Source organism: Serratia myotis, assembly GCF_027474885.1.
GTDB classification, from domain to species: Bacteria; Pseudomonadota; Gammaproteobacteria; order Enterobacterales; family Enterobacteriaceae; genus Serratia; species Serratia proteamaculans.
Genome location: NZ_CP099707.1, coordinates 1,479,595 through 1,499,262 on the forward strand (window position 1 = coordinate 1,479,595; position 19,668 = coordinate 1,499,262).

Sequence of the window (19,668 nt, forward strand, 5' to 3'; positions counted from 1 at the left end):
TACGGGTGATCCGGCCGCTAATGCGCTTTACACTGGGCAAAAGCCAATTTCCATTTTATTTAGCGTGCAGCATTATTCTGCGCCTTGAGCCTATTTGAGGTTATATGAACGAGTCACACGTACTTGCTGAAGTCAGTAATGAGAACCAGACGCTGGTGGCGGTGGTTCAGCAAGATCATCGGGCTGCCTATTTTTATATTTATCCTTCAGAAGAAAATAGCGAACGTTTTCAGGTGCGAGCCTGCTGGCTGCGTAACCTGGCGGCCGCGCCGCAACAGGAAGACAGTGCGGCATTGGCGTTGGGCCAGCCACCGATGCTGGCAGCCGAGTTTTGCCGCAATCTGGAAGGGGAAGCGCCGCTGAATCCTGAAGGGCTGATGGTGGTCTGGACGGAGAGCGACGACGGTGCGGCGCTGTGGTATTACGGTCAACTGCTGGCAGTGATCCCCGGCTGGAGCCTGTATATCGACCACTCGGTGTGCTATTCCGCCAGTTGCATCAAAGAGAGCCCGCTGGCTTATCCGCTCGGCTCTGCTTCCACCAATACCCAGTATGCGCTGGCGGAAAGTACCCGTCAGTTCTGGCGTAGCTGGCAGCGGGAAGAGGGTAATCCGTGGCCAAAAATGCAGAACGACTATCAGGCGATTTACGATCAGCACTTTGGTCCTTCGGTGAAATACTACGCAATCGACCAGGGTAAATGGCCGCCGATGGCCATTACTCAGCATGAGCGCGATGGCATCTACTATTTTCTCACCATGGGCGTCAGTATCCGCCCGATGCCGTGGGTGGAAATCCTGTTTAACGACGAAGCTCCCCGCTACCGCCGTATGGAAATGGGCATCGCCATCGACGGTCAGTACATGACCGAGGAGAACGCGGTGCAGATGGCCAGCGCGCTGGCCGGGTTTGCCCACGCCCCCTGGGCTAAAATTACCTGGTTTGGCGAAGGCCATACCCTGGAGTCTGAAGTCGCACCGCAGGGCTATGAGGGCTATGTGCTCTCCTCGTCGTTTTACCCGTACAGCGAGCACCTGACCCTGCCGAAACAGTATGGCGATCCGGTGAATATTTTCTGGGCCAGCCCGGTATTTGAAGCCGAGCGCCTGCTGGCACACGCGACACCGAATGGCGGCCACGATCTGGTGAGTCAATTGCGTGAACAGGGCGTTGACCATATCTTCCGTCCGCGCCAACCGTTATGCTGATCTTCGATTAAATTCACGGGAGTTATCATGAAGTCAGCGCTGTTGATTATTGATGTGCAGAAAGGGTTGTTTACGCCGCCGCCGGCCGATGCCGAAGCGACGATTGAGCGAATTAACACTTTGAGCGCCGCTGCCCGTCAGGCTGGGGTGCCGGTGATTTTTATCCAGCATCAGACACCGGACGATGAGCTGGCACAGGGCAGCGATGCCTGGCAGATTGACTCCCGTTTGCAGGTGAACGACGGCGACCATCGGGTGGGTAAAACCACCCCGGACTCCTTCCTGCGCACCGGGCTGGGGCCATTGCTGATCGCCAAGGGGGTTTCGCATTTGGTGGTCTGCGGCTACTCCACCGAGTTTTGCGTAGACACTACCACCCGTCGCGCCGCTGGGCTGGGCTATCCGGTGACGCTGGCGGCCGATGCACACACCAGTCACGACAAAGCGCACGCCACTGGCCTGCAGATCCGTACCCATCACAACGCCACGTTGTCGAATATTAAAAGCTTCGGCGTGCTGATCAATGCGCTACCGGCGGCAGAAATCCGCTTCTGATCGCCAGATAAAAACAAGCCCGGTGTATCAGCCGGGCTCGTTAGCCTTATTTCAATCCCGCCCTGCGTGCCGCCACCTTGGCCAACGCTGACCAGTCCAAATCCGCATCGCCCTGCGCCACCGCATCGAGGAAGTTATCCTTCAGTACGCCGGCGAACGGCATTGGTGTGTGGCTGTTGGCTGCGGCCTCCAATGCCAGGCTCACGTCTTTCATACCCAGGCTTAATTTGAAACCGGCCGGTTCGAACTTCTCTTCGGCAATCAGTGCGCCATAGCCCTTATAAGCCGGAGAGGCGAACAGGGTACTGCTGAGCATTTGCAGGTAATCCGCGCCGGAAACGCCGTAATTACGCACCAGCGCACTGCCTTCGGCCATTGCCTCAATCGCACTGGCCAGCGTAAAGTTGGCGGCGATTTTGACGATATTGGCCTGTTCGGGCTGCTCGCCAAAATGCCAGGTCTGTTGGCCGAGCACCTCAAACAGCGGCTGTACCTTGGCGATCAGCTGCGCATCGCCCGCCGCCAGAATATTCAGCTTACCGGCCGCGGCTACGTCCACCCGCCCCAGCACCGGCGCGGCGATATAGCCGACGTTGTGCTCCATATGCAACGCCGCCAGTCGTTTGGCCAGCGCCACCGATACCGTCGCCATATTGATGTGGATCGCCCCCGGTTGCAGCCGTTGCAGCAACCCGCTTGCCAGCACCACCTGCTCGGTTGCGGCGTCGTTGGCCAGCATGGTGATCAGCACATCCACATCGGCCAACTCATCAGCCTGCTGCACCTGTTGGGCTCCGGCAGCGACCAGCGACTGCGCCGCTTGAGGTGAGCGGTTCCAGACTTTCAGCGTATAGCCCGCCTGCAACAGGTTGGTGGCCATTGCGCTACCCATACCGCCCAGCCCGGCAAATCCGATCTTCATATTGTGTTCCTTCTTCAGGTTGAATCCCTTCACCCTAGCGCGGCAGGCTGAGAACGCAAATGGCGGAATGTAACGCTTTCTTAACCGACCCGCGCGCCGCCGTTAATTGAGGTGATGGTGCCGGTGATAAATGAGGCTTCTTTTGACGCCAGCCACAGTGCGGCGTTGGCGATGTCCTCCACCCGGCCGGTGCGGCCCATAGGTGTTTCTGCCGCGATGGCGTCAATGCGATCCTGCGACAACCCGGCGCCGAAGAAGCGGGTATCGGCGATAAAGCCCGGGGCAATGGCGTTGACAGTAATGCCCAATTCGCCAAGTTCGCGTGCCAGACTGAGGGTAAAACCCTGCACACCGGCCTTGGCGGCGGAATACCCCAGCGCCCCGGCGCTACCGCTGCCACACTGGGCGGCAATTGAGCTCAGGTTAATGATGCGACCGCCCGGTTTACGCAGGTGTGGCAACATCGCGAGGGTAAACAGAAAGGTGCTTTTCAGATTCCCCTCGATCACTGCATCCCATTCCTGTTCGGCCTGCGCCAGCGGCGTGTCGGCGGCAATCACCCGGGTAAAGCCGGCGTTGTTGATCAACACATCTACGGTGCCGAGATCGGCAGCGAGCTGTGCGACGACGTCTTCCACTGGCCCACGGCGGCTCAAATCCGCCGAATAGTAGCGGGTGTCGGGGCCAATTTGCTGCGCTGCCTGCTGCAGGCGTTGGGGCTCACGTGCCACGATGGCGACACGGTAATCCTGTTGCGCCAGTTGCCGGGCGATAGCCAGCCCAATGCCGCTGGAGCCGCCGGTGATAATCGCTGTACGTTGCGTCATAACTGTTCTCCTTACCGCGGGCCGTGCCGGAATGGCGTCGGCGTTCTGCGGTTGGAAAAGTATTGGCTTTTGCTGTTGATACATCCAATACTCTATTTATGCTCCCAAAATATGAAAAAGGTATCGTGTGATTGAACTACGTCAGCTGCGGCAGTTTATCGCCGTCGCGGAAGAAATGAGTTTTCACCGTGCCGCCGACCGCTTGCATATGGCACAGCCACCGCTGACCGCCGCCATCAGAAAAATTGAGCAGGAACTGGGGGTGCTTTTGCTGGAGCGCGGCAACCGCATCACCAGGATCACCGAAGCGGGGCAGGTATTTCTGATTGAGGCACGGCGCACGCTGGCGCAGTTTGATCGCACCCTCGGCAATACCCAGCGTGCGGCACGTGGTCTGACGGAATCGCTGCGCCTGACTTTTGTCGACAGCACGGTGAACGCTCTGTTACCGGGGATCCTGCGGCAGTTTCGTCAGGCGCATCCGCAGGCGGAGTTTCATTTGCAGGAGGCCACTACCGCCGAGCAACTGATCGCACTGCGTGATGACCGTGCCGACATTGGCATGGTAGTGCTGCCGGTGGTGCCACAGGAGGGCTTGCAGATGCTGCCTTTCCTGTACGATCGCATGGTGCTGGCGTTGCCGGAAAACCACCCACTGGCGACACAGCAGCAAGTCACGTTGAGCAGTCTGGCCGATCAGTCCTGGATATTGTTTCCAGCGCATTACGGGCCGGGGATGCATGCGGCGATCCTGCAGGCCTGTGCCGTGGCGGGGTTTAGCCCGCGTATCGTGCAGGAGGCGCGACAGATGCAGACCATTGGCGGGCTGGTGGCGGGAGGCGTGGGGATCGCACTGATGCCGGCCCTGTTTGCGGTACTGCAGTCTCCCGGGGTAGTGTTCCGTGAACTGAGCGGTGCCGGCAGCCCGGTACCCTATACGTTGGCGCTGGCGTGGCGCACACCGTCACCGCTGAGCGAGGCATTTTGTCGCATAGCCCGTGAGCAGGCGGCAATCTGGCAACCTGCGGTTATTGACAACACGGCTGCCGGGAGCGTAGCCTAAAAGCCATGAATATGCCGATGCACTCCACTCACAGCCAGTCCTGGTGGCGCCTCCTCTAAAGGCGGCACGGGTATTCACACCTCTTTTTAATGCCGCCGGTTCTGGCGGCATTTTTATTGCGTTGATCCGGTGGTGTCTTTACTTTCAGGAGCAAGGCAATGAGCTACACCATTCTGACCGGCGATCGCGCCACCGGATCCCTCCATTTAGGCCACTACGTCGGTTCACTGCGTCAGCGCGTTGAGCTGCAACAGCAGCATCGGCAAACGGTATTGGTGGCAGACCTGCAGGGGCTGACCGATAACGGCAATAACCCGCAAAAAATCAGCACCAACGTGCTTAATCTGGTGGCCGACTATCTGGCGGTCGGCATCGATCCGCAGAAAACCACCATTTGCCTGCAATCCGCGCTACCTGCGCTGGCCGAGCTGACGATGTATTACCTCAACCTGGTCAGCGTGGCGCGGCTGGAACGTAACCCAACGGTGAAAAGTGAAATCATCGAGAAGGACTTCTCCCGCAGCCTGCCGGCCGGTTTTCTGGTTTATCCGGTCAGCCAGGCGGCGGATATTACCGCCTTTGGTGCCACTCACGTGCCGGTCGGCGAGGATCAACTGCCGATGCTGGAGCAAACCAATGAAATTGTCCGACGTTTCAATCGCATTGTCGGCCAGCAGGTTTTGACGGAGTGCCAACCCTTACTGAGCAACGTTAGCCGACTGCCGGGGCTGGACGGGCAGGGTAAAATGTCGAAATCACGCGGTAACACCATCACCCTGGGGGCTGATGCCGATCAGGTGCATAAGGCGGTAATGAGCATGTTTACCGATCCGGGTCATCTGAACGTCAGTGATCCCGGCCAGGTGGAGGGCAACATGGTGTTCACCTATCTGGATGCCTTCTGTGATGACGCCGTGCTGGTGGCGGATTTGAAGGAACACTATCGCCGTGGCGGGTTGGGTGACATGAAAATCAAACGCCTGCTGGAAGACTGCCTGCAAAGTCTGCTGGAGCCGATCCGCACTCGCCGGGCCGATTACCTGGCCGACAAGGGCGAACTGCTGCGCATTTTACAGCAGGGTACCCGGTGCGCCGACCAGGTCAGTCGGCAGACGCTGGGGCGGGTGAAGGCCGCGCTGGGGTTGGATTTCTTCTCCCTGAGCTGAAGGTTTGCCCCCGGTGGAAAAGGGGGCGTGAGCAAAACATCAGGCTGCGCTGTCAACGATCGGCTGTTTGACCACGAAGATATACGACAGCGCGCCGATCACGGTGAAGCAGGAGCAGAGGGTGAGCGCCAGGCTGAACGAGTGAGTGGTATCCAGGATCCAACCGGTGACTACCGGCGCGAACGAGGCAAAGATAAAGCTGGCGAAGTTTTGAATGCTACCGACCGAGGCGGTCATGCGGGAGGTCACCGCCACGTGGATCAGCCCCCAGCAGGAGGTGCCGGCAAAGTGGATGCAGAACAGCGCCATGCCGATCAACAACACCGCGCTGTAGGTGGTGGTGGCCTGAGCGACCACGGCGGTAAAGGAAGCGGACAGCAGCATGCCGGCGACGATGCAAATTTTACGACTTTTCAACGGCGCCATACCGCGACGCACCAGAAAGTCGGTGACAAAGCCGTTCGACAGCATGCCCGCGGCACCAAACAGGAATGGGATGGCGCTCATCAGCCCGGTACTTTTCAAATCCAGATGGTAAGTGGTCTGCAGATAACCCGGCAGCCAGGCCAGATACAGCCAGGCGGTGTAGTTGATACCGCTAAAGCCGATCATCATGCCCCACATGGTGCGATTCCTGAACAGCGCTCGCCATTCGCGAAAGTTCATCGGTTCTGGCCTTGCGCTGACGCTCCCGGCATTCAAATAGGCCTGTTCCTGGGCACTCAGGCTGACGTCCTGTCGGTTGCGATACAGCATGTACCAGCCGATCGACAGTGCGATGCCCAACACGCCGATGGTGATAAACATGCCGCGCCAGCCGAAGGCCAGCATCATGGCGGTGAGGATCGGCGGGCTGATCGCCAGCCCAATGGTCGAAGCGGCATTGAAAATGCCCATCGGCATACCGCGATCCTTGATATTGAACCAGTCGTTGATCACCTTCACGCCGCACGGGTTCATCGGCGCTTCACCGATCCCCAACCCGATACGCACCCAGATAAACTGGGTGAAGTTGTGGATCATGCCGGACAGCGTCTGGAACACCGACCAGACAAACATGCCGATCCCCAGCATGATGCGCGGGCCTTTCCTGTCCAGCAATGGGCCGCAAGGCAACTGGGCGATACCGTAGGCCAGGGAGAATGCCGAAAGCAGCAAGCCGATTTCGGTGCCGCTCAGGCCCATTTCTTGCCGAATGGTAGAGTTCGCCACCGAGAGTGAACTGCGATCAAGAAAGTTAATTATGGCCGCCAGAAATAACAAACACATGGCCGTAGTTTGAATTTTTTTAATTCTGGCCGAGCGAACCAGCATGCCCTCGGGTGGCATAGGAATTATGTGATCGGAATAGGGTTCAGCCTGTTCCTTTCCGGCGTTAATCGTATTACTTCTTTCCATTTCGTCCTCCAGAATCTCGCATTAATAATATTTATTATTCCGGGTATTCCCCTGGATGGTGTTTTAGTGAAGGTATTGGCAGGTGGTCGGCAGTAAGCCTAGAGGGCGAAATATTTTAGGCACTAAGTTTTGTCGCGGTTCCGTGCGGCAGCCAGTATTTTGCTGCTTTTTATCGGTTTTAAATCATGCCGGGGTGTTTTTTATCAGTAAAAAACACCCCGGCAGCTCAAGCGATGGCCTGATTGAGGGAGCGGATCATCGACTGTTTGGCGGTATCCAAATGGCGGTGTAGCGCGTTGATGGCTTCCTGATCGTTGCGGCAGATCAGCGCACTGAGAATGGTCATGTGCTCTTCAATGGCAATGATATTGCGCTGTTTCAGATCGGTCTCATCCCACTGATAGTGGAAATGAAAAATCACCGAAATGATCTCCAGCGACTGGTTGAAAAACGGGTTGTTGGCGGCGGAGAGGATCAGCCCGTGGAAGTCACGATCCAACTGGGAAAACAGGCGATAGTGGTCGCTGATGCTTTCGCGAAGTTGGCGGTGGCGGCTCAGCAGTTCTTTGGCCTGCAGCCAGCGTTCATCGTGCGCCGGCAGATTGATAAAGTGGGAAAGGGCGTGCGTTTCCAGCATTTGTCGCAGTTCAAACAGTTGTTCGGCATAGCGCTGGTCAAACTGTTTCATGCTCCACTGCCCGCGCTTGACGCTGTCGATCAGATTGTAACGGCTAAAATGCAGCAGAAATTCCCGCACCACCACCGGGCTGACGTTGACCGCCCGCGCCAGTTGCAGTTCGCTGAAGCTGTCTCCGGCGCGCAGTTGCTTCTGATTGATCATCTGATAGAACGCTTTCTCGAACCTTTTCCCCTGCTCGTCCAGGGAGGGGCTTTGGCAGTCGAAGCCGTCGTCCGACTGCGGCTGGCGTAAAATAACATAGTCGTCACCGACCTTTTCCAGCACGCCACGCTGGAACAAATGCGTCAGCGTATGGCGCACCGTGGTGCGGCTGATGTTGTACATTTCGGCCAACGCAGCCTGAGACGGCAGCGGCGAGCGCAGGTGGCCACTGTTGATGCCGTCAATCATCTGGTTAACGACATTGTGCCGCAGATTTTGGGTTCTGCTCATATGAGCCTCGGCTGTTTTTTATCTATTTAAAACCAATTTAAAGCGGTTTATTTTGTACTGCCTCACAGATTTACCCACCAATTTATTGCCGTTCGGCATTTTTATTTAATAACTCTCCCAATAACCGAGGGGACGTTATGAAAACAATGAAAGTATTAGTGCTCGATCAACCGACGAAATTAATTTATCAGCAACGTCCGGCCCCTTTTCCCGCACCGGCCGAGGCGGTGATCAAAATGATTACCGTGGGCATTTGTGGTACGGATATTCACGCCTGGTCCGGTCAGCAACCTTTCTTTAGTTATCCGCGGGTGCTGGGGCACGAGATATGCGGTGAGATTATCAGTCTGGGCAACCAAGCGACGGGCTGGCGGATTGGGCAGCGCGTGACGGTGATGCCTTATCTTTCCTGTCATCATTGCGGTGCCTGCCTGAGCGGCAAAACCAATTGCTGCGAGAATATTTCGGTGATTGGTGTACATCAGGACGGCGGCTTCAGCGAGTTTCTCAGCGTGCCGGTCAGTAACCTGCTGGCGGTGGACGACGTAGCGCCAGAGGCGGCAGCCCTGATTGAGCCGTTTGCCATCAGCGCCCATGCAGTCCGCCGTGCGGCCATCGCGCCGGACGATCCGTTATTGGTGGTAGGTGCCGGGCCAATCGGCTTGGGTGTGGCGGCGATAGCCAAAGCCGATGGAGCACAGGTAGTGGTGGCTGATACCAGCGCCGAACGACGACGGCATGTCGAACGGGTGCTGGAGCTGCCGGCACTCAATCCACTGGACGATCAGTTTGAGGCCAGGCTGCGCGGCCAGTTTGGTGGCATGCTGGCGGCGAAAGTGATCGACGCCACCGGCAGTGCGCAGGCAATGAACCATGCCGTCAACCTGATCCGTCACGGCGGCAGCATCGTTTTTGTTGGGTTGTTCAAGGGGGATTTGCAATTCTCGGATCCTGAGTTCCACAAAAAGGAAACCACCCTGATGGGCAGTCGTAACGCTACCGAAGAGGATTTCGTCAAGGTCGGCCGGTTAATGGCGACGGGGGCGATCACCGCCCAGATGATGTTGACCCATCACTTTGATTTCGACAGCCTGGCGGAGGATTACGAAGCGCAGGTCATCAACAACAAACAGCTAATTAAAGGCCTTATTCGCTTTTAATCCCAATGGGAAATGACGGCACGCGTCATTTCCCAGCCATAAAACCATCATCCCGTTGTCACAAAGTTATTCGTTAATAGGTGCCCATAATGATTAGCCACTGAAACCAGAGAAATCATATGGCTCAGGCACAGTTAAAACTTGCAACGACCGACTTTCCAGGGCAACAACCGATGTCATCCCGCAAGGTGCTATCGGTAAAAGGCTTAGGCAAAGCTTATAAATCTCAGCAACGGGTGCTGGACGATATCAACTTCGACCTGCACGTGGGTGAGTTCGTGGCGGTGATCGGCCGTTCCGGTGCTGGTAAATCCACTCTGTTGCATACCCTGAACGGCACCATTCCTTCGAGCTGCGGCGAAATGCTGCATTTTGAAGACGACGGCGTGGCGCAGGATATCGCCCAGTTGACCGCCCGCCAGATGCGCCAGTGGCGTTCACGCTGTGGCATGATTTTCCAGGACTTCTGCCTGGTGCCGCGGCTGGACGTGATGACCAACGTGTTGCTGGGTCGTCTGAGCCACACTTCCACCCTGAAATCCTTCTTCAAACTGTTTGACGACGCCGACCGTGCCCGCGCCATAGAACTGCTGCAGTGGCTCAATATGCTGCCGCATGCGTTGCAGCGCGCCGAGAACCTGTCGGGCGGCCAGATGCAGCGAGTGGCGATCTGCCGCGCGCTGATGCAAAACCCCAAAATTCTGCTGGCCGATGAGCCGGTGGCATCACTCGACCCGAAAAATACCCGCCGCATTATGGATGCGCTGCAAAAAGTCAGCGAAAACGACATCGCGGTGATGGTGAATCTGCATTCGGTCGAACTGGTGAAAGAATATTGCACCCGGGTGATCGGCATTGCTCAGGGCAAAATCGTGTTTGACGGTCATCCGTCGCAACTGAACGAACGGATACTGCACCAGCTGTATGGCGAGGAAGCCAATCAAATCCATTGAAACCCTTATTTTCACTTTTACCTTTACACACACAAGGCATAGTAATGAAAAAAGTATTGAGTCTGACCACCCTGATGGCCGGCGCGATGATGGTATTTAATGCTACCGCAGCGGACGCACCTAAAGTACTGAACCTGGGCATTCTCGGTGGGCAAAACGCCACCCAGCAGATTGGTGATAACCAGTGCGTTAAACAGTTCCTGGACAAAGAGCTGAGCGTCGACACCAAGCTGCGCAACTCCTCCGACTATTCCGGTGTGATCCAGGGGCTACTGGGCGGCAAAATTGACCTGGTGCTGAGCATGTCGCCGTCGTCATTTGCTTCGGTGTACATCAAGGATCCAAAAGCGGTGGATATCGTCGGCATCGCGGTGGATGACGTTGACCAATCCCGTGGTTACCACTCGGTGGTGATCGTTAAAGCCGGCAGCCCGTATAAAAAGCTGGAAGACCTGAAAGGCAAGGCGGTGGGCTTCGCCGATCCGGATTCCACTTCCGGCTTCCTGATCCCGAACCAGGAATTCAAGAAACTGTTCGGCGGCACGGTAGACAATAAATACAACAACGCTTTCTCCAGTGTGACCTTCTCCGGTGGCCATGAGCAGGACGTCCTCGGCGTGCTGAACGGCCAGTTCGAAGGCGCAGTGACCTGGGCGTCGATGATCGGCGACTACAATACCGGCTACACCAGCGGAGCATTCACCCGCATGATCCGCATGGATCACCCGGACCTGATGAAACAGATCCGTATTATCTGGCAGTCGCCACTGATCCCGAACGGCCCAATCCTGGTGAGCAATGCATTGCCGGCAGAATTCAAAGCCAAGGTCGTGACTGCCATCAAGAAGCTGGATAAGGAAGACCACCAGTGCTTTATCAAGGCGATGGGCGGCAAACAACACATCGGCGACACCACACTGGCGGAATACCAGAACATCATCGATATGAAGCGTGAGCTGACCAAAGGCGACCGTTAATTCTCGCCTTTACGTCGTGATTGATCCAAAGGGGTTCAGCATGCTGAGCCCCTTGTTGCATAAAGATGGAAACCTATTTTGAATAAAGATTTTGCGCACTATTACCAGCAAATCCGCAGCAAGCAAAAGCGTGAGACGCTGATCTGGTCGCTCGGTCTGGTGGTGCTCTACCTGGGCGCCGGTAACATCGCCGAGTTCAACCTGCACACCGTGTGGCTGTCGATCCCCCACTTCTTTGACTATCTGGCGGAAACCATTCCGACCCTGCACTGGCGCTTATTGTTCGCCGATGGCCACACCGAAGGGTCATTCGCCTACTGGGGTTACCGGCTGAACATTCAATTGCCGCTGATCTGGGAAACCTTGCAGCTGGCGTTGGCGGCGACCATTCTTTCGGTGCTGGTGGCGGGTGTGCTGGCATTTTTGGCCGCCAACAACACCCACAGCCCGGCGACGCTACGTCTGACAATCCGCACGCTGGTGGCATTTTTACGCACCATGCCGGAACTGGCGTGGGCGGTGATGTTCGTGATGGCGTTCGGCATCGGGGCTATTCCCGGCTTTTTGGCGCTGGCGCTGCACACCATTGGCAGCCTGACCAAATTGTTTTATGAGTCGATTGAAACCGCCTCCAACAAGCCGGTACGCGGGCTGATGGCCTGCGGTGCGACCCCGTTGCAGCGCATGCGTTTTGGCATGTGGCCCCAAGTGAAGCCGGTGTTTCTTTCGTACAGCTTTATGCGGCTGGAAATCAACTTCCGTCAGTCAACCATTTTGGGGTTGGTGGGGGCGGGTGGCATCGGTCAGGAGCTGATGACCAACATCAAACTCGATCGCTACGATCAGGTCAGCATGACGCTGCTGCTGATTATCCTGGTAGTTTCGCTGCTTGATTACACCTCAGGTGAACTGCGCAAACGGGTCGTGGAGGGGAAAAAATGATAACGGCACCCACTATTTCGGCGGAAAAGCTGCAAACGCTCAAACAGCAGCATCCGGAGATATTTTCACAGCAGCGCCGCTACCTGCGCACCATCGGTATTGTGGCGGTGGCGATTGCACTGTATTACCTGTTTTTCTTCCAGTTTTTTGGTATCTCGTGGCCGCAGTTTATTAACGGCTGTCATCAGCTAGGCCGCTACTTTATGCGCATGTTCGTCTGGCACGATTTCGTCAACTGGCCGTTCATGTACTACTTCCAGCAGATATTTATCACCATCGGCATCGTGTTCGCCGGCACTATCACTGCTTCGTTGATCGCCTTGCCGCTGTCGTTCTTTGCGGCGCGCAACGTGATGTCGACGCCGTTGCTGCGACCGATCTCGGTGCTGGTGCGCCGCCTGCTGGATGTCTTGCGCGGTATCGACATGGCGATTTGGGGGCTGATTTTTGTACGCGCCGTTGGCATGGGGCCGCTGGCCGGGGTGCTGGCGATTGTGATGCAGGACGTCGGGCTGCTCGGCAAACTGTACGCCGAAGGGCATGAAGCGGTAGATAAATCCCCCAGCCGGGGTCTGACGGCGGTGGGCGCTAACGGGCTGCAAAAGCACCGTTACGGTATCTTTACCCAGTCGTTCCCCACATTTTTAGCGCTCAGCCTGTACCAGATTGAATCCAACACCCGTTCTGCTGCGGTGCTGGGCTTCGTCGGCGCTGGCGGTATCGGTCTGGTGTATGCGGAGAACATGCGATTGTGGAACTGGGACGTGGTGATGTTTATCACCCTGATCCTGGTGGTGGTGGTGATGATTATGGATAAGGTCTCATCCATCCTGCGCAATAAATACATCATTGGCGAAGACATCCCGCTGTATCAGCAAAAAAGCCAAATCGATTGAGAAACCCGGCTCTGATCCCTATACTGCCGCACATATTCAAGGCGCAGCAGTATAGGGTATTACAATGTGCGCGCCTTCCGGTTTACAAGCTAAAGGCAATTCTATGATCAACAATGACGTGCTGCGCAGCGTGCGCTACATGCTGAATATTAACGACGCGAAAATGGTTGAGATTATCAAGCTGGATAATTTCGACGTTGCGGTCTCGGCAATGAGCACTTACGTCATCAAGGAAGGTGAGCCAGGTTTCGAAAACTGTCCGGACGAAGTGATGGCACACTTCCTGAACGGTCTGGTGTTCTTCAAGCGTGGTAAGGACGACAAGTTCCCGGCGCCGGAAGTGGAACTGCCTGTCACCAACAATCTGGTGTTGAAAAAGCTGCGCGTAGCCTTCGAGTTGAAAGATACCGACATGCACCAGATCTTCACCGCCGTGGAGTTCCGCATTTCCAAACCGGAACTGAGTGCGCTGTTCCGCAAAGAAGGCACCAAAAACTTCCGTCCTTGTGGCGACCAGATGCTGCGTTACTTCCTCAAAGGGTTGGCGCAACGTCTTCGTGGTGCATAAATAACACCCCGGTGGTGATTAAGGCGTGATCGAAAGATTACGCCTTTTTTATTGGTTTCGGGGGAGAGGGGGCCAGCAGCTGTTGCGCCAGCGATTCTGCGTGTTGCGCCACCTGCGGCAAGCCCATCAGCTCGCCGAAACGGCCACGGGCGGCGGGGCCTGCCACGTACAGGTGAGCCTGACTCTGGCCCTGGCGGTTAATCGGCCGGGAATAGGCATCGACCCAAATTCCCAACGCCAGCGGATCGGGTTGGATCAGCCCCTGCGTTGCGAGTTGTTTCAGCAAAGCATCACTTTCCAGCAACGCGCCGTGCGCCGGGCCGGTAGTGACAATCAGTTGATCCACCAACAGCGTTTCCGCAATGCCCCTACCGCGCGCTTTTAAACTCAGCACGATCGCCCCTTTATCCACTGCGACCTGCTGCAGGCGGGCGGCCAGCACCTTAAGATGCCCGGTCTGCTGCAACTGCGTCAGCACCTCGCTGACCTGCGGCGCGATGCGGTAACGATGCACGTCCCACCAGGGGCGAAGATGTCGCAGAAAACGCCGCTGTTCCTTCAGCGACCACTGTTGCCAAATTTGCTGGCCGTGGGAGCGAATGTCGTCCAGCACCAGTTGCCAGGGCAGCCCCTCTGCCTTTGCCTGGCGGACTTCCTGCCGGACTCGTCGCAGCCAGCCACGGGCGGTAGCCGCCTGCGGACGCTGGTAATCAAGCTGCCGCGCGGCATAGTCACCGGTCAGGTTTGGCCGGGGAAGTTGACCGCGCCGTGAGAAAGCCAGGATCGGTCCGCGATGTCCCTGGCGGTGAAGTGAGGCCACCACATCCGACATGGTCAAACCGGAACCGATAATAGCCACCCGAGCCTGATTATCCACCTCGGTCAACGCGTTAACCTGCCAGGGATTGGCGATCAGCCCCGGATGATTTTTCAGCGCTTGTTGAAGCTGTTTGGGTACGGCCGGCGGCGGATGACTGATGGCCAGCACCACGTCATCCGCAGGGTATTTATTTCCGCAAGCGGTCAGTACCACACCGTCCTGCAGAGCAACGGCGTAGTCCTGAACGTGGGTAACCTGCACCGCGGAGGTTTCCATCGCCGTGGCCAGCTTTTCGGCGATATAGGCGCCAAACTGGCCCCGCTGCGGATAGAGGCTCCCATCCGACCAGAGTGCCTTGGGATCCTGTTGGCAGGCGGCAGAAGCCCGGAACCAACGGTCGAAATCGCCTTCTTCCTCTGCGGAAAGCTGCATCCGTGCGGCGGGGACGTTAATGCGGTGCGCCGGGTCGCGGGTGCCGTAAGCGACGCCTTGCGCCAACTGAGTACGAGGCTCAATAATTGTCACCTTCAGCCCGGCTTCTCCCAGTCGCGCCAGGTGGATAGCCAGCGCCGTGCCGCTAAAGCCACCACCAATGATGACAATCTGCCGGTCAGCCATGACTCAGCTCCGGCTGCTGTTGACGTTCCAGTTCACGCACTAGCGGGATCACTTCGCGGCCAAAAAACTCCACCTCTTCCTGGAAGTGCAGGAAGCCGAGCAGCATCAGATTTACCCCCGCCTGCTTCAGCGCGATGATCCGCTGTGCAATCTGCTGCGGCGTGCCAATCAGGTTGGTTTTGAACCCATCGTTATATTGCACCAGATCCTCCAGCGTTGATTTAGCCCAGTTACCTTCACCCTCTGGTGAAGCGCTGCCGGCATTTTTAACCTCGGATTGAAAGCCTTTCACCGCATCGGGATTGGCATGATCAAGGATATCACGCAGCACGCTTTGTGCTTCCTGCTCCGTCTGGCGGGCAATCACAAAGCCATTGACGCCGACCTTTACCCGGTGCTGGTTTTCTGCGGCCTTGAGCTGGATATCCTCAACCTGCAGGCGGATAGCTTCCGGAGTATTGCCGTTAGTGAAGTACCAGTCGGAGACCCGTGCTGCCATATCCCGCGCGGCTCTCGAGCTGCCACCCTGGAAAATTTCCGGCTGGGGATCGAGGGGTTTTGGCTTCAATGCATAGTCGCGGAAGCGGTAAAAATCACCGGCAAAAGTGAAGCTATCCTGCTGCCAGATGCCCTGCAGGCAGCGAATAAACTCCTCCGAACGCAGGTAGCGCTCTTCATGATCCAGCCAGGGTTCGCCAATGGCTTTAAACTCGCCGCGGAACCAACCGCTAACGATATTGACGGCAATACGCGCGTTGGACAGGTGGCTGATGGTGGCGATCTGTTTGGCCGCCAGTGTCGGGTTCCATGGACCAGGCAACAGGGCGGCAATCACCTTGAGCCTGGTGGTCACGGCCAGCAGGTCTTGTGAAAAGGTCACCGACTCGTGCTGGTTATCGGCACCATAACCGGCGGTAAAGCGGATCTGTGTCAGGGCATAGTCAAACCCGGCGCGCTCGGCAATCTGGGCCAGCTTGCGGTTATAGTCGGCATCCCAACCGGTGCGCTGAGGGATCTGACTGATCACCAGACCGCCTGAGACGTTAGGCACCCAGTAGGCGAATTTAATCGGTTCATTGCTCATGGTGTGGCTCCTCAGTTTTACTTTTTCACCGGACGACGATCGCCACCGATGGTTTCTCCAAACGGCCCGGTATTGACCGTGCGCTGACGTTTCACGTTGTTAATCGCCAGCGGCAATAGCGGCATCACCAGCTCGGCAAATCGGTGCGCTTCTTCCAGATGCGGGTAACCCGAGAAAATGAAATTGGTGATCCCCAACGCCTGATATTCTCGAATGCGTGCCGCAATCTGTTGCGGATTGCCGACCAGTGCCGTACCCGCGCCCCCACGCACCAGTCCGACCCCGGCCCACAAATTGGGAGCGATACGTAAACTGTCCTTCGAACCGCCATGCAGGGCGCTCATACGGGCCTGGCCAGTCGAGTCCATGCGCGAGAAAATCTTCTGCGCGGCGGCGATGGTTTCATCATCCAGGTGGGCAATCAGTTTGTCGGCGGCGGCCCAGGCTTGCTCTTCGGTTTCGCGCACAATCACGTGCAGGCGAATGCCATAGTCCAGGGTGCGGCCGCGCTCTTCTGCCCGCTGACGGACCACGGCAATTTTCTCCGCCACCTGTTCCAGCGGTTCTCCCCAGGTGAGATAGGTATCGATCTGGTTGGCCGCCACCTCCAGCGCTTCTTCAGACGAACCGCCAAAAAACAGCGGTGGCCCGTTCTCCTGCACCGGCGGGAACAGCACCTCAGCGCCTTCCACCCGCAGATGCTCACCCTGGAAATCGACCTTTTCCCCTTTCAACAGGCGGGAATAAACCTCCAGAAACTCACGCGTGACCTGATAACGTTCGGCATGGCTCAGGAAAATCCCATCGCCTTTGTTTTCCACCGGATCGCCACCGGTGACTACATTGATCAACAGACGGCCTTCCGAAAGACGATCCAGCGTGGCAGCCATCCGTGCAGCCAGGCTGGGGGGCTGCAAGCCAGGGCGCACAGCGACCAGATAGCGCAGACGTTTGGTGATTGGGGCCAGTGCGGCAGCGACCAGCCAGGAGTCCTCGCAGCTTTTGCCGGTGGGGATCAGCACGCCGTAATAACCCAGACTGTCTGCCGCCAAAGCAACCTGTTGTAAATAAGGCAGATCGACGGCTCTTCCTCCTTCGGCAGTGCCCAAATAACGGCCGTCACCGTGGGTCGGTAAAAACCAAAAAACGTTGATGTTGTCAGCCTGTGCTTCGCTCATTATCCGTTTCCTATATAACGATATCTTAATTTATTCCATAGAATATCCAGACTTGGTTATAAACAACTTAGCAGGAAGCATGCCAAAAATGACTTTCTTATTTTTTGTTAATTATTAGTGGGTTAGCTTATCTGTTGGGAGCGGTATTCTGCTGCATTTGCAGCAAGGAGGGCGTTTCCCCTCTCGTTATCGCCGGCGTCTGCCGGTATGGTTTCCGTTCTGATCCCCTGAAGGTAATAACCATGCAAACCTCCGGCCCACAGTTAATTGATCCCGCTTCTATCGCCTTCCAGAGCGTGCTGGATCGATTGGCACCGACCGATGCGACGGTGCTTATCGTGGGTGAAACCGGCACCGGTAAAGAAGGGGTCGCCCGTTACCTGCATCATCAAAGCCCAAGACGCGATGGCCCCTTTCTGGCGGTGAACTGCGGGGCTTTGACCGAGAGCCTGGCCGAATCGGAGCTGTTTGGGCATGAAAAAGGGGCTTTCACCGGGGCGACGGATCGCCATCAGGGATGGTTTGAGGCGGCGGCAGGCGGCACGCTGTTGCTTGATGAAATTGGTGAGTTGAGCCTGTCGTTACAGGTCAAACTACTGCGTGTTTTGCAAGAACGGGAAGTGACCCGGGTTGGTTCTCATCGACCGGTCAAAGTGGACGTCCGCGTGGTGGCCGCCACGCATGTGGATCTGGCTACTGCCATTCGCGAACGTCGTTTCCGTGAAGATCTTTACTATCGGCTTAACGTCGCCGCCGTTGCTCTGCCGCCCTTGCGCCAACGGCGGGAGGATATCCCGTTGCTGGCCGACCATTTCCTGACGCTGTACGCGCGGCGCCTGGGGCGCCCTCAATTACGTCTCAGTGAGCAGGCGTTGGCCGCCCTGATGGACTATCCGTGGCCGGGGAATATCCGCGAACTGGAAAACACCCTGCACAATGCCGTGTTGCTTAGCAGAGAGCCGCTGATTAGCCCGCAGCAGCTGAGGTTGAACGCCGAAAATGTCAGTGCATTGCCTTATGGTGATGATTCGTTGGATGTTTTCCTGCGCCAGCAGCTTGAGAGCAACGACGGCCCACTCTATCAGCGGGTGATCGATTCGCTGGTGCGCAATGCTTTTGAACTGAGCCAGGGCAATCAGTTGCAGACCGCGTCGCTGTTGGGGATCAGCCGTAATACGCTGCGTACCCATCTGGGGCATCTTGGCCTGATCAAAGCCCGGCGCAGCGTGACGAGTTCGGCACTAAAATCTGCCCAATCCGCCGGCCGCAGTGAACGTGAGCTGCGCATTGGCTATCAGAAGTTTGGCAATCTGGGGATACTCAAAGCCCGTCAGTTGCTGGAGGCCCGGTTTGCCGAGAGCGGGGTGAGTGTACTGTGGAGCGAGTTTCCTGCCGGCCCGCAGTTGCTGCATGCCCTGACCAACCGTGAAATCGATTTTGGCACTACCGGCGAGGTGCCACCGCTGTTCGCTCAGGCCGGCAACAGCCCGCTGCTGTATGTGGCCTGGGAACCCGCCGCCCCACAGAGCGTGGCATTGCTGGTTGCTCACGATAGCCCCATTCAGAATATTGCCGACCTGCGCGGCAAGAGGATTGCGGTCAATAAAGGCTCCAACGTGCATTATCTGCTGCTGCAAATTCTGGATGAAGCCGGGCTGACGCTGGAAGATGTGCGGGTGGTCTATGCACCACCAAAATACCCACTGACCCCCAGCGATCACCATGCGGTAGATGCCTGGATGATGTGGGATCCTCTGCTGAGCGATGCCGAACAGAATGCGCAGCTCAGGGTGATTGCCAATGGCGTCGGACGGGTGAACAACCATCAGTTTTATCTCACCCATCGCGACTTTGCCGGGCATTCCCCCGATTTACTGCACGGGCTGATGAGTGCGCTGGAACAAACCGGCCATTATATTGACGCCCACCGTGACCAGGCCGCAGTGCTGTTATCCGCTGAGCTGGGGTTGGCTATTTCTTCGCTCACCCATGCTTTGTCTCGTCGCAGTCATCAACCCCGTCGAATGGATTTGACTATTATTCGCCAGCAGCAGGCGATAGCCGATCGTTTTTATGCTTTGGGGCTATTGCCGCGTGCGATTAAAGTCCGCGAGGCGGTATGGCAGTAAAATATTTGGGTTTCTACTCCTTGTTGTGTGGTGGTTCAGCCATTTCCCATCGTTAGTGCTTAAGAGCATTCC

Annotated in this window: 18 protein-coding genes; 11 read left to right on the top strand and 7 right to left on the bottom strand. The window is 56.8% G+C overall.

The window, feature by feature from the left end; translation table 11 throughout:
• Positions 1-104: 104 nt before the first annotated feature.
• On the top strand, positions 105-1,208 hold the full coding sequence (locus NHG65_RS06980) for a suppressor of fused domain protein (RefSeq protein WP_099063964.1): 1,104 nt from the start codon (positions 105-107) through the stop codon (positions 1,206-1,208).
• A 27-nt stretch (positions 1,209-1,235) separates the two neighbouring features.
• Positions 1,236-1,763 (top strand): cysteine hydrolase family protein, encoded by a 528-nt coding sequence (locus tag NHG65_RS06985; protein WP_489844584.1) that lies wholly within the window; start codon positions 1,236-1,238, stop codon positions 1,761-1,763.
• 46 nt (positions 1,764-1,809) lie between these two features.
• Here the strand turns inward: NHG65_RS06985 and NHG65_RS06990 are convergent, their stop codons facing one another.
• Both NHG65_RS06990 and NHG65_RS06995 read right to left on the bottom strand, forming a co-directional pair.
• Positions 1,810-2,685 carry an NAD(P)-dependent oxidoreductase gene (locus NHG65_RS06990; protein WP_499183091.1) on the bottom strand — a complete coding sequence of 292 codons (876 nt, stop codon included), beginning with the start codon at positions 2,683-2,685 and terminating at the stop codon, positions 1,810-1,812.
• Between the two features lie 80 nt (positions 2,686-2,765).
• On the bottom strand, positions 2,766-3,512 hold the full coding sequence (locus NHG65_RS06995) for an SDR family NAD(P)-dependent oxidoreductase (RefSeq protein WP_207975910.1): 747 nt from the start codon (positions 3,510-3,512) through the stop codon (positions 2,766-2,768).
• A 127-nt stretch (positions 3,513-3,639) separates the two neighbouring features.
• Here NHG65_RS06995 and NHG65_RS07000 point away from each other — a divergent pair, with 127 nt between their 5' ends.
• Entirely contained in the window at positions 3,640-4,575 is a 936-nt protein-coding gene (locus tag NHG65_RS07000) for a LysR family transcriptional regulator (protein WP_207975908.1), read from the top strand.
• Between the two features lie 158 nt (positions 4,576-4,733).
• Positions 4,734-5,741 (top strand): tryptophan--tRNA ligase, encoded by a 1,008-nt coding sequence (trpS, locus tag NHG65_RS07005; protein ID WP_207975906.1) that lies wholly within the window; start codon positions 4,734-4,736, stop codon positions 5,739-5,741.
• A 39-nt stretch (positions 5,742-5,780) separates the two neighbouring features.
• Here trpS and NHG65_RS07010 read toward each other — a convergent pair whose 3' ends face one another.
• The gene (locus NHG65_RS07010; protein ID WP_099063972.1) at positions 5,781-7,139 is read right to left on the bottom strand and encodes an MFS transporter; all 1,359 of its coding nucleotides are present in this window, start codon (positions 7,137-7,139) and stop codon (positions 5,781-5,783) included.
• A gap of 226 nt (positions 7,140-7,365) precedes the next feature.
• Positions 7,366-8,271, bottom strand: a complete 906-nt coding sequence (locus tag NHG65_RS07015; RefSeq protein ID WP_099063973.1) for a GntR family transcriptional regulator — start codon at positions 8,269-8,271, stop codon at positions 7,366-7,368.
• A 137-nt stretch (positions 8,272-8,408) separates the two neighbouring features.
• Here NHG65_RS07015 and NHG65_RS07020 point away from each other — a divergent pair, with 137 nt between their 5' ends.
• The 6 genes from NHG65_RS07020 to NHG65_RS07045 all read left to right on the top strand — a co-directional run bounded on the left by NHG65_RS07020 (position 8,409) and on the right by NHG65_RS07045 (position 13,767).
• On the top strand, positions 8,409-9,431 hold the full coding sequence (locus tag NHG65_RS07020) for a zinc-binding alcohol dehydrogenase family protein (protein WP_198404451.1): 1,023 nt from the start codon (positions 8,409-8,411) through the stop codon (positions 9,429-9,431).
• A 119-nt stretch (positions 9,432-9,550) separates the two neighbouring features.
• Complete coding sequence (gene phnC / locus NHG65_RS07025) at positions 9,551-10,384, top strand: phosphonate ABC transporter ATP-binding protein (RefSeq protein ID WP_099063974.1); 834 nt, start codon at positions 9,551-9,553, stop codon at positions 10,382-10,384.
• A gap of 44 nt (positions 10,385-10,428) precedes the next feature.
• Positions 10,429-11,361: a phosphonate ABC transporter substrate-binding protein gene (phnD, locus tag NHG65_RS07030; protein ID WP_099063975.1), complete on the top strand. Its 933-nt coding sequence runs from the start codon at positions 10,429-10,431 to the stop codon at positions 11,359-11,361.
• A gap of 78 nt (positions 11,362-11,439) precedes the next feature.
• Positions 11,440-12,303: a phosphonate ABC transporter, permease protein PhnE gene (gene phnE / locus NHG65_RS07035; protein ID WP_099063976.1), complete on the top strand. Its 864-nt coding sequence runs from the start codon at positions 11,440-11,442 to the stop codon at positions 12,301-12,303.
• A complete protein-coding gene (gene phnE, locus NHG65_RS07040) occupies positions 12,300-13,199 on the top strand; it encodes a phosphonate ABC transporter, permease protein PhnE (RefSeq protein WP_085115793.1) in 900 nt (299 codons plus the stop codon). The genes phnE (NHG65_RS07035) and phnE (NHG65_RS07040) overlap by 4 nt, the downstream gene beginning before the upstream one ends.
• Before the next feature lie 103 nt (positions 13,200-13,302).
• The gene (locus tag NHG65_RS07045; RefSeq protein WP_099063977.1) at positions 13,303-13,767 is read left to right on the top strand and encodes a YehS family protein; all 465 of its coding nucleotides are present in this window, start codon (positions 13,303-13,305) and stop codon (positions 13,765-13,767) included.
• Positions 13,768-13,804: 37 nt separating this feature from the next.
• On the opposite strand, the gene NHG65_RS07050 is transcribed toward NHG65_RS07045, so the two are convergent.
• The 3 genes from NHG65_RS07050 to ssuD are packed head-to-tail and all read right to left on the bottom strand — an operon-like array spanning position 13,805 to position 17,467.
• The gene (locus NHG65_RS07050; RefSeq protein WP_207975904.1) at positions 13,805-15,205 is read right to left on the bottom strand and encodes an FAD/NAD(P)-binding protein; all 1,401 of its coding nucleotides are present in this window, start codon (positions 15,203-15,205) and stop codon (positions 13,805-13,807) included.
• Positions 15,198-16,289, bottom strand: a complete 1,092-nt coding sequence (sfnG, locus tag NHG65_RS07055) for a dimethylsulfone monooxygenase SfnG (RefSeq protein ID WP_207975901.1) — start codon at positions 16,287-16,289, stop codon at positions 15,198-15,200. The genes NHG65_RS07050 and sfnG overlap by 8 nt, the downstream gene beginning before the upstream one ends.
• A gap of 17 nt (positions 16,290-16,306) precedes the next feature.
• The gene (ssuD, locus tag NHG65_RS07060; protein WP_207975899.1) at positions 16,307-17,467 is read right to left on the bottom strand and encodes an FMNH2-dependent alkanesulfonate monooxygenase; all 1,161 of its coding nucleotides are present in this window, start codon (positions 17,465-17,467) and stop codon (positions 16,307-16,309) included.
• A gap of 242 nt (positions 17,468-17,709) precedes the next feature.
• On the opposite strand from ssuD, the gene NHG65_RS07065 reads away from it, so the two are divergent.
• Positions 17,710-19,596 carry a sigma-54-dependent Fis family transcriptional regulator gene (locus NHG65_RS07065; RefSeq protein WP_499183092.1) on the top strand — a complete coding sequence of 629 codons (1,887 nt, stop codon included), beginning with the start codon at positions 17,710-17,712 and terminating at the stop codon, positions 19,594-19,596.
• Positions 19,597-19,668 lie beyond the last annotated feature (72 nt).